The following is a 13,697-nucleotide window of genomic DNA, read 5'->3' on the forward strand; positions in this document are numbered from 1 at the left end:
CCATTGAGGCAGCGAGCACGTTGCCGAGCGGCAACTTGGGGTGGCTGGAAGAAACGGACACGACTCAGTCGCCGCCGCTACCGAAGTCCGTGTCACCGCCGTAATCGGCGGGTCCGGCACCCGCCGTGCCCTTCCCGTCGCGGCTGGAGAGGAACGTTCCGATGATCAGCCCCGCTGTGCACGCCAACATGAGGGCGGATCCGGCCATTAACACGGCCGCCATCGGGGGGCCGTCCACATTGGCCGTAAGCATCAGCACCATGAGGCCCGGGCCTATACCGAAGATCCCTATGCCGCACACCACGGCCAGCGTCGCGTTGTGGTGGAGGTCAGGGACCTCGTCCCACACCGCCGGTACCAGGGTCACGGCCTGGCATAGCAGACAAGCCGCCTGCAGCACGGCGTACCCCGCGAGCGTCATCTCCTGCTGCCAGAAGTACACGACCCCTGTTACACCACAGAGCAGCAGTGCCGCAGTGCCCACCAGCACGAACGTCGTAGGCGCGTCAAGGTAGTACCCGAACGCGTCCGTTCCTCGTCTGAGGTTGCGCCTGAGCCTGCCGTTCACGTCTTTCCCCCGTTCGTCGGCGCTGCCCCGCGTGGTCGCATCATGCCCACATCAACCGATCGTCACCCGGTCGGGCCGCCCAGGCCGAGCCGACGGCCGGCGGGGATGGTTCACCGCTGCCTGACCGCCAGGAACAGGCACTGCCTTTGGACACTGCGGCCTTCGCAAGCAGATACTAACCGTGGCTTCGGGCGGGGCACCATCGGAGCCACGGTGAAGACGACGTCGCCCAGAACTGGCTTCTGGGACCAACGGTGCAGCCGGAGGCTGGCTTCCGTGACCGGGGGAACGGCATCGGACTCGGGGCGTCAGTCCAGAATCTGGAGTCCGAGAAGGAGCCGCCTGGCGGCGTCAGCGTCGAGCCGGACGACCACGGGCTCGGGCGCTCGCGCGGCGGCCTGACCACCAAGCTGCACCTGGCCGTCGAACAAGGCCAGAAGCCCATGTCCATCGTGATCACGGCCTGCCAGCGGGGCGACTCCCCGCAGTTCGAGCCTGTCCTGAACAAGGTCCGCGTCCCGCGTCTTGGACCGGGCAGGCCGCGTGCCCGGCCCGATCGCGTGCGCGCCGACAAGGCGTATGCCTCCCGGAAGAACCGCGCTTACCTGCGGCGACGCGGGATCAGCTGCACCGTCCCGGACAAGGCCGACCAGGCCCGCAACCGCAAGAAACGCGGCTCTCGAGGCGGCCGACCGCCGAAGTGCGACCCGCAGGACTACAAGGCTCGGCATGCGGTCGAGTGCGGCATCAACCGCCTCAAAAGGCACCGGGCAGTGGCCACGAGATACGACAAGCTCGCCGTCCGCTACGAGGCCACCGTCCTCGTAGCAGCCATAAACGAATGGCTATGAGCCCAGGGTCGGTTACGTCGTTCAGGGAATGGTGAACTGCAACTCCGCTCGCGGTGGCAATGATGCTGAGCACATCGTCGTCCAGGTACTGCGTGTCCCGGATCCATGCCGAGTCGCCCGAGGAACTCGGCCTCGCCGGTACTGCTGTTCGAGCCACGCTCCGGGAGAGCCAGGAAGAATGCCGGAGCTTGCTGATCAGCACCGGTTTGCCAGCACCGCCCGGACATCGCCGGTCGCACCGAGAGACGGCCGGCTGCACATGAGCGGCCTGTGTATCCAGTCGCCTGGGCAGGACCGGGTCAGTAGAGGGTCGGCCTCACGGCAGGCCCAGGCCTGCGTCCCGGGCCAGGGCTACCGCTTCCGCGCGGGTACGGGCGCGGAGTTTGGCCAGAACGTCACTGACCCGGTTGCGTACCGTCTTTTCGGAGAGGGAGAGGCGGCGGGCGATGGAGGCGTTGTCCAGGCCGCGGGAGAGCAGGTCGAGGATCTGCCGCTCCCGGTCAGTGAGGTGAGGGAAAGGCAGCGTGTCCCGGGCCGCGTGCGGCGAGGCGAAATGGGCGAGCACCCGCTGGGCGATGCGGGGGCCGAAGACGGCCTCGCCGCGTGCGGCGCCCAGCAGGGCCCGGTGAACGTCCGCGCCGTCCGCCTCCTTCAGTAGATAGCCGCACGCCCCTGCGCGCAGCGCTGCGAAGACCGAGTCGTCGTCCTCGTCCATGGTGAGGACGACGACCGCGACCTCGGGATGGACGGTGGTGATCCGGGCGGTCGCCTCGAGACCGCCGACCCCGGGCATGCGCAGATCCATGAGCACGATGTGCGGTAGCAGCCGCGCGGTGGCGGCAATGGCTTCGGCTCCGTCGGAGGCCTCCCCGACGACGGTGACGCCAGGCAGGTCGCCGAGTACCGTCGCCATCCCGGCCCGGAAGATGGGGTGGTCGTCGACGACGAGGACGGTCACAGGCTGCGGCTGGCTCATCTCGCCCCCTCCTGTATCGGCGTTCCCCACGGGGCGCTCGCGGGTCGGTCAGGCAGTGGCATGTGTCTCCTCTTGGGGGAGCGGCATCCATCCGCGCCTGGCGATCGGACTGCTTCGGGCCGGGGCGGGCACTAGACCCACCACCGCCCGTCCGGTTCCGCCCCGGTCGCGCGCAACCGCTTCGGGAGTCCCTTTGCCGATCAGCCTGTTCGTCGCCCGCCGTCTCCGCAGAGCCGCGCGGGTGGCCTTCGGATGGGACGAGTTGCGTCCCGGTCAGCTCACCGCGATGAAAGCGGTCATGCGCCGCAGGGACGCCATGGTGGTGATGCCGACCGGTTCGGGCAAGTCGGCGGTGTACCAGGTGCCGGGCATGCTGCTCCCCGGTCCGACGCTCGTCGTGTCACCGTTGATCGCTCTCCAGCGGGACCAGATCGCCGGACTGCTGCGGAACAGCGGCCAGACCGCCGTCGCCGTCAACTCGTCGATGTCCAGGGCGCAGAACGAGCAGGCATGGGAGGGCGTGAGCGACGGAACGGCCCGGTTTCTCTTCCTCGCCCCGGAACAGCTCGCCAAGCAGGACGTGCTGGAGCGGCTGGCCGCGCTGAGACCGTCCCTCTTCGTCGTGGACGAGGCGCAGTGCGTGTCCTCCTGGGGCCACGACTTCCGGCCGGACTACCTCAGGCTCCGGCAGGCCGCCGAGAGTATCGGGCGCCCTCCCATCCTCGCCCTCACCGCGAGCGCCGCCGCACCGGTGCGAGCCGACATCGTCGAGCAGCTCGGCATGCGCAAGGCCCACGAGGTGGTGGCCGGGTTCGACCGGCCCAACATCCGCCTGGAGGTCACCCACTTCCTGGACAACGCGGCCAAGCGGCGCGCCGTGGTGGAGCGGGCGGCGGCCGAGCCCAAGCCGGGCATCGTCTACGTCGCCACCCGCAAGGATGCCGATGCGTACGCCGCCGAGCTGAGCGAACTCGGCCTGAGCGCCGCCGCCTACCACGCGGGCAGCCGGCCGGCCGACCGCAGCGCGGTCCACGACCACTTCCTCGGCGGCGAGTTGGACGTGGTGGTGGCCACCTCGGCATTCGGCATGGGCATCGACAAGCCCGACGTACGGTTCGTGCTGCACGCCTCGGTGCCCGGGTCCCTCGACGCCTACTACCAGGAGATAGGCCGGGCGGGCAGGGACGGCGAGCCGTCCCGGGCCATCCTGCACTACCGCGTCGAGGACCTGGGCCTGCAGAAGTTCTTCTCCACCGGCCGCCCGGACGCGGACACCATCGCCGACGTCTCCCGCCTCGTACGGGACCGTGCGACCCCGGTGACACCGACGGAACTCCAGGAGGAGACCGGCCTGTCCGCCGGCCGGCTGACCGCCGTCCTCAACCTCCTGGAGAGTGCCGGAGCCCTCACCACGGAACGCGGAAAGGTGGCCCCGGTCCCCGGGGCCGATGCGGAGGAAACCGCCACGCGGGCCGTGGAGTTGGGCACCGCGCACGAGAGCATGGAACGCTCCCGGGTCGACATGATGCGCGGCCTGGCCGAGACCACCGGCTGCCGACGGCGTTTCCTGCTCGGCTACTTCGGCGAGCGCCTCAACTCCCCCTGCGGCAACTGCGACCGATGCGAACAGCGGCCCACCGGCGCCGAAGCCGCAGCCGGCGCCGTCCCCGGCCTGTCCCGCCCCCGGACCGCCTCACCCACGCGCCACGACCACCCGTTCCCGCCCGGCACCGCGGTCCACCACCCGCAGTGGGGTGACGGCGAGGTCCTCAGCGAGGAGGAGAACCGGATCACCGTCCTGTTCGCCTCGGTCGGCTACCGAACCCTGTCACTGCCGGTGATCCTGGAGAAGAACCTGCTCACAGCCGCTTCCTAGTGCTGTGACCGGGAAGGCTCGCCGGGGTCAGCTCGATCAGTCCGATCGTGCTGCTTCCCACCTCCATGAGGTTTGGCGAGGGAGGCCGTCGAGTTCGCCGCGACCGGTGCACCAGAGAATTACCTGGGTGGGATCTCCGGGCGGGGCGGCGGGGAAGAGTCGTATTGAGTACTGCTGCGCTCAGCGGTACTGGTGGTAGCCAGTCCACGGACAGTCCCCGCGTGATGTCGAGGGTGTGCAGCAGGGTTTCGGCGACGCCCATCGCCGCGAACCCCTCGGGGTCGCACGAACCCCAGTGCCAGGCCCGCAAGGTCGGGCTGGCCGTGGCCAACGCACTGCTGAGCAGCCCGCCGCAGGCGGTGACGGCCTGGAGCACCTCAGACGGTGACGCGGTGGGGCGGACGTTCAGGTCGATGGGAAGGTAGTCGTCGGCGGGCTGCCCGCAGCCACCCCCGCTCACACGAGGCCACGGGACAGTCAAGATCCGGACCATACGCGGACCAACCGAGCCGCATAGGCCACCTACTACACCATCACCGCAGTTCAGGGGCTCGCAAGCGCTGGACCACCAGCAGACGAAGAATCTGCTGGTGTCGTACTCGCCGAAGAAGCTGGGCTTCTTCCAGGGGCACGAGAAAAGGCGCCTGAACTGGACTTTTGCCCGTCAGGCGCCTTCCTCTCGACTCGTACGGGGCAAGGACCGGCTTACCTCGTCGTAACCGCCGCCACGCAGCCCCTCGCCGAGGCCGGGTGGAAGCACACCGTGGACGGGCGATGGATCGGCCGGACATCACCCGCCGGGACGCGGGGGTCCAGTTCGATGCCTCGCCAGGCGCACACGACGCGCCGCGACCGCAGGACGAACCTGGGCACCCCGCCGTCGGCCATCCCGGCACTCACAGTCGGCCACGCAGCCGCCGTACACGCTGGCCATCGGCATATCAAAGCGGGGCAACATAGAGCGGAATCACCGGTTAGCCAAACCGGCTATCCCGCGCATCACTGACAGTCCACCGCCACGACCTGCCCCTACGTCGAAAGGCCATAGCCGACGACCACAGACCAAGCACGAAACGCTCATGATCACGGTGCCGTCAAGCAATCACGCCGCTGCATTGCCCGCCCGGAACAAAATATCCAGGCCTCTTCATGTAGCAGATGCCGGTGGACGAGGGTGATCAAAGGTTCGAGGCCGTCCTCGGGGAAACACCGTGGTCTCCAGCCCCATTTGCGTGACCTGCGAAAACGCTTAACGAACAACCGGAGACGCTGGAAGCATGCAAGGGCGCAACGGGTCCTGCGCCAGGCGAGGGCCAGGGGCATTTCACAGATGATCGTCAGGCATCGACGTACATCTCGGTACTGGAACGCCGCAAGGGGATCGGCCTTCGCGCCGTGCGCTCGGCGCGAACCGTGGGCAGATCAGGGGGCAGATCCTCACCGAGTCGGTGGTGCTGGCCCTTCTCGGCGGGTCGCGGCCACGATGACCGGGGTACCGGCCACCGCCGGATACGCCGTCTTCGAGGACCCGCTCACGGTGCTCGGCGCGGGTGTGGGCGGCGCCGTGGTCATCGAGATGGTGGCGGCTGTGTGCCGTCGATCCGTGCGGCGCTGCTCACCCCGACCGAGGCACTCGCCACGACATGACACGACTCCCGCAGAATGCCGGTGCGGCTGACGCGGAGGGTGGCATTGACGATCTCCTGCCGCGCCGACCGTCGATGACCACGCCCTCACGCGGCTGGACGTCCTCCTCCTCGTAGCGCAGGCCCCACGCAAGAGCACTCAGCTCGGGCTCGATGCGCCGATCCGTATCAGCCGCACATGCGCGTCGTATTGGCGAGCACCCATCAGCCGCCACAGCAGCCTGGCCGGGGCAGGCATCTCGCCGAGGAACCAAGCGCGTTCGCGCGGCGTGGCATCCTCCAGGACCATACCGGCCAGGGTCAGCTTGCCGGTCAGCGTCTTGGGGCCGTGCTTCATGGCGTGCTTCTGCGGCGCCAGCCATTCCGGCACGGTGAGGTGATCGTGGATGAGCGGAAGTACTGAGTCCTCTTCCAGGTCCAGATGCTCGGTCAGGGCCGGGCCGAGATCACGTAGGGCGTCGACAAGCCGGTCGCGGGCCGGGGCCTTCGCATCGGCGGTCCAGGCGGGCAACGCGGCCTCGACTGTGCCGACGGCGTCGCCAATCGCCTGGTGCTGCCCTTCCATGACGCCGATCAAGTCCTTCTCGATCGGCACGCGTTCCACGAGGACCGGCCAGAGCAGTTCGTCTTCGGCATGGTGGTGGTCGTGCAGCATCCCCAGAACCAGGGAGAGGTGATTGCCGAGCAGACGGGCGCGGGCGGTATCGCCCACGGACACCCCGGCGATGAGAGCGGGAAGCTGAGTGAACTCCCGCCTCATCACACGGTGGATGACCTTCATCTGCTGGATCTCGGGCTTATCGGCAGGAGCATCGGGGTTAATCAACATACATTGATAGTAACACCCTTAATATCAATGTGTTCCTGCCATAATGATGGGATGGCGAAGCGCACCTACCGTTCGAAGGTCCGGACCGTCGCGGCGGAACAGACGCATACCGCCATCCTCCGAGCCGCAGAAGAACTGTTCGTCGAGTCGGGGTACGCCAGGGCCACGGTCTCCGCCATCGCGGACCGGGCGGGGGTCGCGCTGAACACCGTGTACACGAGCGTCGGAGGCAAGCCCGCACTGGTGGAGGCACTGGCAACGGAAGGCACGGAGGACCAGGAGATCCAGACCGCGCTCGCCGCCCTGCTGGCCACAACGGATGGCTCGGAAGTCCTGCGTCTGACGGCCGAGAGCACCGGCGAGATCACACGCCGCCATGAAGGCGTCCTGAACTTCCTGCGCGACAACGCGACCGCCGATCCCGCGGTCGCCGCTGCGGCCGAACACGCCGTCAAGCGTTACCGCGAGCGGCTGGCCATCATCGCCGACCACCTGGTGGCCCTGCGGGCGGTCCGCCTGGACGCGGTCCGAACCGAGCAGATCCTCTGGTTCTACTTCGGCCAGGGGGCCTGGAGGACCGTCCGCGAGTTCGGCTGGACCTGGGCGGACGGCAGCGTCTGGCTGGCCGCACAGGCAGCCGACGCTCTGCTGCGCACACCCACGGGTGACGGCGGCTGACCACTCGCAGTTCGTGACCAGGAGAAGACCGCGCCTCTGACTGCCTCGCTTCGTGATCTCATCCTGGTCTCATTCATCAGCGTTCATCGCCGTCCGAATGCCGGTCCGCCGACCGTTGCGCCGCAGGTCAGAACATCCCCGCTCACCCACGGACCGTGCCGTGATCGCTGCTGGACCACTCGGCGGGACACCCTCCGTTGCGCCTGGTCGCCAAGCGCTTCGCCGAGCCAGGTGGCGAGGCGGTCCGCGCCGAGGCCGACGAGGACACCCCTCTGGGGCGCTGCACAGGTGCCCCAGACAAACGATGATCAGACGGCGGGGACGACGCCGCTCTCGTAACACCCGCCCCACCGGGCCTCACATGATCACGAACTGGACATCACGCGACTACGCCGAAGCCCTGGGCCGGTAACGGACGGACGTCTCACGGATACCCGAAGGGCCGACCCCGATGGGGGTCGGCCGCCGGCGTGGTGTCGATCTGCCGCGCTGTCGTCAGCCCGTGATCACCTTGTTCTTCGCGAGGTTCTTGGTTCGTGAAGTGACGGTGTCGCTCAGGGACTTCGCGGTGTCGGAGACGCCGGACGCGTCGGCGCCCGCCTTCTTCGCCTGCGCGGTGAGGGAGTCAAGGGCGTCGAGCGCGTACCCCGAGGCGAAGAACTCCTGGTACAGCTTCTTGTAGGCCTCGTGGTAAATGTCGTCGAAGGCGTCCGTCTCCAAGAACCGCTCCTTGAGGATGTTGCCGCTCATGCCGCCGCCCCCGCGGCCACCCCCGCCCGCGCCGCCGGCATCTGCTGTGTCGCCGCCCTGCGGAGCGTCGTTCTGACCGTTCCCCGGAGCCTGCGGCATCCCGGACGGCATGCCCGCCGGTGCGCCCGAGGGCGCACCGGCGCCTTCCGGTGTCCCTTGCGCCGCTCCGTCCTGTGCGGTGGCACCCGACATCATGCCGCCTCCGCCGCCTCCGCCCATGCTTGTACTGTCATCGGGCCCGGTGTCGGTGGCTCCACTGAAAGTCAGGTTGAAGTCCCAGCCGATGACGGAGAACTTCTTGGTGCCGAGGTCGTACCAGAGCACGTAGTTCTTGCCCGGCCCGGCCATGTCGTCGAAGTTCATGATCAGGTTCTGCGTCGCCACGTACTCGGAGAAGGAGTCCACATCGACGTACTGGTCGAGGTTCTCGGCGAACTCCTCGTCCGACGCCCGGTTGACCCACTTCAGGAGCTTCATCACCGGCGAGAGGTCCTGGCTGCCCTTGAGGTTGAGCTGCTTGAAGGACTCCTCGTAGTCGGTGGGGTCGTCTCCCACGTAGTCGAAGCTGCTGCCCGCCCGGGCCTTGTACGCCACACCCGTGGTGCCGAGCTCCGAGTCGACAAAGTCCTTGCTCGGGTTCTCGACCATGAGCCGGGTCGCGGCCGGACGGTTGTTGACCTTCACCGCGGTGAAGGCGAACTTCTCGGCCGTCTGACCGGTTTTCCTCATCAGGGACAGTGACAGGGCCTCGTTCAGCGGCAGGGACTCGTCGACTCCGGGGCGCAGCGAGAGCTCGCGGTGGCCGTCGTAGGCGCGGCCCTCGACGTACTCGTCGATGCTGATGAGCCAGGGCAGTTCCTCAGGCTTGGAGGCGGAGAGGTTGAACTGCGTCATACCGCCGCCACCGGCACCGCCTTCCATACCACCGGCTGCCGTGCCACCGCCGTCCTGCGGAGCCTGCTGCTGACCGCCGTCCTGCTCGCCGGCGTTCTGTCCCGGAGGTCCGCCCTGGCCGCCTCCCATGCCTCCGCCCTGGCCGCCACCGCGCAGACTCATGAGCGTGGAGTTGCCCTTGAGGCGGATACCGACGTCGTTCAGGTACACGCCGTCGATGGTGAGGTCGGCCTTGATGTACTCCTTCTCGCCCTCGTCCTGGAACGTCTCCATCATCTCGTCGAAGTCGGTCTCGCTGTACTCGAGTTGGATCGAGTGCGTCCGCGAGTCGTCGAACAGGTCGGCCGATCCCGTGACGTTGTCCGTGATCTCGTCCCCGTCCGCCGTGGAGGCACTGGTGACGAAGGGGGTGACGCGCACGTCCCCGAAGAAGATCAGCAGAACCGAGAGCCCCATGGCGAGGAACCCGGCCGGCTTCCAGTGCTGGCGCAGCCGCAACGGGACGCGGTGCACAAGCCGCTTGCGGTGGGCGGTCATCAGAGGTCCGTCTGGTCGTAACCGGTCAGCACGGTCACGCGCTGCCCCATGGCGATCTGCTGGAGAGCCGCGACCAGCTCACCGGGCTCATGGCCCTTCTTGATGCGCACCGTGTAGAACACCTCGGTCAGCGTGCCGCCACGGATCGACTCCGTGCTCACCAGCTCGAACTCGTCGGTGTGGCGCAGCAGGACGTCCTGGATCGCGTGGGTGTGGTCCTCGCCCGTCGGGACCTGGACCTTGACGACCTGACGCTGGACGTTGAGGGCGAACCAGTCGAACTTGCTCATCGCCAGGATGATCAGGGCGATCACGGTGCCGCCGACCGCGGCCAGAGTGTAGAAGCGGGCACCGCACGCCATGCCGACGGCCATCGCCAGGAAGATGAAGCCGACGTCCCTGGTCTCCTTGACCGCGTTGCGGAAGCGGACCACCGACAACGCGCCGACCAGGGAGAAGGCGCGGGCCAGGTTGGAACCGACGACCAGCATGATCAGGGCGACGATCATGCCGACGATGACCAGTGTCTGCACGTAGGACTGGCTGTAGGAGACGTTCTTGTGCGTTGCCCGGTAGACGTAGCCGATCATCGTGGAGAGCACGAAGGACAGCGTCATGGCGAGCACGATGTCGGTGACGCTGAACGTGCCGCTCAGGTCCTGGAGATTGAGATTCACGAGTGGGATGCCTCCGTGGGGCGATGCGTCGTGGGGGACGCCTGTGCGGGGACAGTGGGGGTGAGCGCGGGCGCCGGCAGGAAGTCTTCCTCCCGGACGTGGAAGACGGACCTGGGGGCGAGTCCGAACGCCTCGATGCTCTGGACGTACTTGGAGACGCGGACCAGGTTCAGGTTGCGCTTCGCCGCCAGGTCGGTGATCCAGTACGGGGTGCGCTCGTTGACCTTGATCTCCATCACCGCCATGTGCGGCGGGACGGTGAACCGGTTCTCGGGGTTCGGTGTGCCGAAGTGGAAGTCCCGGTCACGGCCGCGGATGCGGCGGTCGAAAGTGACGCGCAGTCCCGTGTCCTGATCGCGGCCGACCAGCGCCTCTCGCTGATAGCCGGTGATGGCGGTGGGCTGGAGATTGAGCCGGACCACGAGTTCGAGGACCTCGTTGACGAAGGCGTTCTCCTTCGCGGAGTGCTCGATCATCTCCCGCTCGTCGCACAGCTTCCGGGCCGTGGCGTACGGCAGGGTGATGCGGCGTTTCTGGGTGACCCGGTTGACCCGCTGCTTGATCTCCACGCAGACCGAGGACTCGTCGGTGACGCCGCCCAGGTCGCCGTAGTGGCGGATACGTAGCTTGCGGCGGAACTTCAGGCCTTCGATCTTCTCCCAGTAGAAGCGGAGTTGAGGTGTGTCGTAGTACAGGCTCCACACGCCATAGCCGCCCACGGGGCTGTGCAGGTCCCGGTCCATCCGCTCGCCGAGTTCGTCCCGGATGCGCGCCGCCTGCTCCACCGGCACCAGGTACTTGAGCTCGTACCGGTTGAAGGCGTGCAGTCTGCTGGCCACCCGCAGAGCCTCTTCGTCCGCGAGCTGCGGCGGTGATCCCCCGGTCCTCACGCGCTTTTCCTCACCGGGCCCGCCGTCGCCTCGGTGGCGACGCTTCAACCAGCCAGTCATGACTCCCCTTCAAGTGGTCGGCGATCAGCTCCCTCCACGTAAGAAACAGGTAAGAGATGAAAAGCCAATGAGGGGCGTCTCTGAACATCGTTAGTACGAAGACTGAATTCCAAGTGAATGCAGGGCTGATTTCAGAAATTTGGTTCGAGGCCACGCATGACGCTGACGGTTGGTCAGGCGCGCGGTGCGAGAACGGTGTCCCATGGGGTGGCCGCAGTCACACCCGTCGGCCCGTAACCGATCATCGCCACGTCACAGGCAAAGCCTTAGGCACCGTCCTCGGCTCTGCCTTGGGCGCTGTTCTCACTCACTGGACCACCTCGCTGTCGCCCCTGCCGCACGGTCTTGCTGTAGCGTTTACTCCAATTGGAATAGACGCTACGGTAAGGTCGGTGCTGTAGACGGTCAAGTGCCGGTACGGCAGAAAGGGCACCCCCATGAGCAGGCCGCAGGCGTCGCGCAGGAAGCGGGCGAACGGGGTGGAGTCGCGGCAGCGCGTCCTCGACGCCGCCGTGGAGATCGCGGGCGAGCGGGGCTACGACGGCACGTCCATCGCGGCGGTCAGCGCCAAGTGCGGCCTGCCCGCCAGCTCGATCTACTGGCACTTCGAGGACAAGGACGACCTGATCGCCGCGGTCATCGAGCGCAGCTTCGAAACCTGGCTCACGGCCGTCGAACTCCCCGGCGAGGAGACCGGCACCCCGCTGGAACGGGTCACGACCAGGGCGGCGAACGTGGCGAAGTCCCTGGACCGACGGCCACAACCCCGGCGTCGGCCACCGCACCGTCCTGCTGCTGCGCCGGCGCCGCGGATTGAGCCGCCGCGCGTTCCGCAGATACGTCCACGACTGCATCGGCCCCGCACTCCATGAGGCCGGCGCGCACGACCTGCGCACGTACACCTTCCTGCCCTGGACCTCGCTTCCCCACCCCACGCCCGGCATCTCGCACGACAATCCGGCCTTCCGCCGCTACCACGGATGTGTCGTCCTCGGAGCAGACAGCCGCACCGCCATCGACGAGATCCTGGCGTCCAAGCAGGTCTCCGACCTCGTCGCCGATCAGCACACAGTCATGACCGCCGTGCACGCGTTCACCGTCGAGCACACGGCCCTGTCATCAGGACAGGCTCTCCGGCCCGGCCCTGACAGACCTTCCCGGCGCTGAGTCCCTCGCTTTCGCCTGGCAGTCCTCGGTCCCGGGCTGCCGGGGTCTGTCGGAATCTCACGGCTGGTGCCGGATGGAAGTCGGATCCGACGTGGTGCTGAGACATGCAGGTCGCGCCTGTACCGCGTTCGCGTCGAACGCCGGCGTCTGGAAGGCCAAGCGGCCACGCCGGGAACAGCCGGCCCGGCTGGTGCGGTTGCATCGACCGAGGGACCGGCGCCGCACGGGCGGGGAACACGGAGACCGCAAGGTCGCCCGCCCCACCAGGATCCGGGCCCCAGGATCGCGGTACGCCCGCCGCGCTACTTGGACCAAGACGTATTTCTGCTGGAGGACTGTTTCATGACTGACCGGCCCTTGACGCTCATGGCAGTACACGCCCACCCCGACGACGAGGCCACCGGAACCGGAGGGGTCCTCGCGCGGTACGCGGCGGAAGGCATCCGCACGGTTCTCGTGACGTGTACCGACGGCGGTTGCGGTGACGGACCGGGAGGTGTCAAGCCCGGTGATCCCGGGCACGATCCGGCGGCGGTCGCCTTGATGCGCCGTCAAGAACTCGAGGCGAGCTGTGACGTCCTCAAGGTCAGCGATCTGGAGATGCTGGACTATGCCGACTCCGGGATGATGGGCTGGCCGAGCAACGACGCCCCCGGATCCTTCTGGCAGACCCCCGTGGAGGAAGGCGCGGCCCGACTCGCGGAACTCATGCGGCACTACCGACCCGATGTGGTCGTCACCTACGACGAGAACGGCTTCTACGGCCACCCCGACCACATCCAGGCCCACCGCATCACGATGGCGGCCTTGGAGATGACCGCGCTGACACCGAAGGTGTACTGGACCACGATGCCCCGCTCGATGATGCAGCGGTTCGGCGAGATCATGCGCGAGTTCGGAGAGGACATGCCGGAGCCGGATCCTGCCGAGGCCGCCGCGCTGGCCGAGATCGGCCTCCCCGACGATGAGATCACCACGTGGGTGGACACCACCGCATTCAGCGGTCAGAAGTTCGACGCGTTGGCCGCGCACGCCAGTCAGGGCGAGAACATCTTCTTCCTCAAGATGGGCAAGGAGAGGTTCGGCGAGTTGATGGGCATGGAGACCTTCGTACGGGTCCAGGACGCCACCGGCGCGGCCATACCCGAGAACGATCTCTTCGCCGGACTGCGCTGATCCACTCGCCCGACCGGCCAGCGGATCGACCGCACAGCGCGATCGAGCGGGTCACCCCCGGAGGCTTGTCCACGCGAGTTCCCCTCCGGCACCCACGTCCAGGCCCTCGCCGACGGCGTCGA

At 67.6% G+C, this 13,697-nt stretch carries 10 protein-coding genes and 2 pseudogenes; 6 read left to right on the forward strand and 6 right to left on the reverse strand.

From position 1 onward, the window contains the following. Positions 1-64 precede the first annotated feature (64 nt). A complete protein-coding gene (locus ACWDR4_RS05440; protein WP_450404161.1) occupies positions 65-568 on the reverse strand; it encodes a hypothetical protein in 504 nt (167 codons plus the stop codon). A gap of 329 nt (positions 569-897) precedes the next feature. Here ACWDR4_RS05440 and ACWDR4_RS05445 point away from each other — a divergent pair. Further along, positions 898-1,419 (forward strand): annotated as a pseudogene (locus ACWDR4_RS05445) (IS5 family transposase); the annotation flags it as partial. Between the two features lie 316 nt (positions 1,420-1,735). On the opposite strand, the gene ACWDR4_RS05450 reads toward ACWDR4_RS05445, so the two are convergent. Next, positions 1,736-2,395, reverse strand: a complete 660-nt coding sequence (locus tag ACWDR4_RS05450; protein ID WP_450404164.1) for a response regulator — start codon at positions 2,393-2,395, stop codon at positions 1,736-1,738. A 199-nt stretch (positions 2,396-2,594) separates the two neighbouring features. On the opposite strand from ACWDR4_RS05450, the gene ACWDR4_RS05455 reads away from it, so the two are divergent. Next, entirely contained in the window at positions 2,595-4,271 is a 1,677-nt protein-coding gene (locus ACWDR4_RS05455; RefSeq protein WP_450404639.1) for a RecQ family ATP-dependent DNA helicase, read from the forward strand. Positions 4,272-6,056: 1,785 nt separating this feature from the next. Here the strand turns inward: ACWDR4_RS05455 and ACWDR4_RS05460 are convergent. Next, positions 6,057-6,746 (reverse strand): hemerythrin domain-containing protein, encoded by a 690-nt coding sequence (locus tag ACWDR4_RS05460; RefSeq protein ID WP_450404167.1) that lies wholly within the window; start codon positions 6,744-6,746, stop codon positions 6,057-6,059. A 51-nt stretch (positions 6,747-6,797) separates the two neighbouring features. On the opposite strand from ACWDR4_RS05460, the gene ACWDR4_RS05465 reads away from it, so the two are divergent. Then, positions 6,798-7,424, forward strand: coding sequence for a TetR/AcrR family transcriptional regulator (locus ACWDR4_RS05465; protein WP_450404170.1), 627 nt, complete (start codon positions 6,798-6,800; stop codon positions 7,422-7,424). Positions 7,425-7,919: 495 nt separating this feature from the next. Here ACWDR4_RS05465 and ACWDR4_RS05470 read toward each other — a convergent pair whose 3' ends face one another. From ACWDR4_RS05470 to ACWDR4_RS05480, 3 genes are read right to left on the reverse strand one after another with little or no spacing between them, the layout of a single operon-like run. Continuing rightward, a complete protein-coding gene (locus ACWDR4_RS05470) occupies positions 7,920-9,605 on the reverse strand; it encodes a CotH kinase family protein (protein ID WP_450404172.1) in 1,686 nt (561 codons plus the stop codon). After that, entirely contained in the window at positions 9,605-10,282 is a 678-nt protein-coding gene (locus ACWDR4_RS05475; protein ID WP_450404176.1) for a DUF4956 domain-containing protein, read from the reverse strand. Before ACWDR4_RS05475 ends, ACWDR4_RS05470 begins: the two co-directional genes overlap by 1 nt. After that, positions 10,279-11,121, reverse strand: coding sequence for a VTC domain-containing protein (locus tag ACWDR4_RS05480; protein ID WP_450404642.1), 843 nt, complete (start codon positions 11,119-11,121; stop codon positions 10,279-10,281). The genes ACWDR4_RS05475 and ACWDR4_RS05480 overlap by 4 nt, the downstream gene beginning before the upstream one ends. Positions 11,122-11,669: 548 nt before the next feature. Here ACWDR4_RS05480 and ACWDR4_RS05485 point away from each other — a divergent pair. The 3 genes and pseudogenes from ACWDR4_RS05485 to ACWDR4_RS05495 form a co-directional block, all read left to right on the forward strand. Then, positions 11,670-11,993: pseudogene (locus ACWDR4_RS05485) on the forward strand (TetR/AcrR family transcriptional regulator); the annotation flags it as partial. A gap of 52 nt (positions 11,994-12,045) precedes the next feature. Continuing rightward, positions 12,046-12,399, forward strand: a complete 354-nt coding sequence (locus tag ACWDR4_RS05490; protein ID WP_450404177.1) for a hypothetical protein — start codon at positions 12,046-12,048, stop codon at positions 12,397-12,399. A gap of 342 nt (positions 12,400-12,741) precedes the next feature. Next, the gene (locus tag ACWDR4_RS05495; RefSeq protein ID WP_450404178.1) at positions 12,742-13,575 is read left to right on the forward strand and encodes a PIG-L family deacetylase; all 834 of its coding nucleotides are present in this window, start codon (positions 12,742-12,744) and stop codon (positions 13,573-13,575) included. Positions 13,576-13,697 lie beyond the last annotated feature (122 nt).

The organism is Streptomyces sp. NPDC000878, assembly GCF_053599695.1.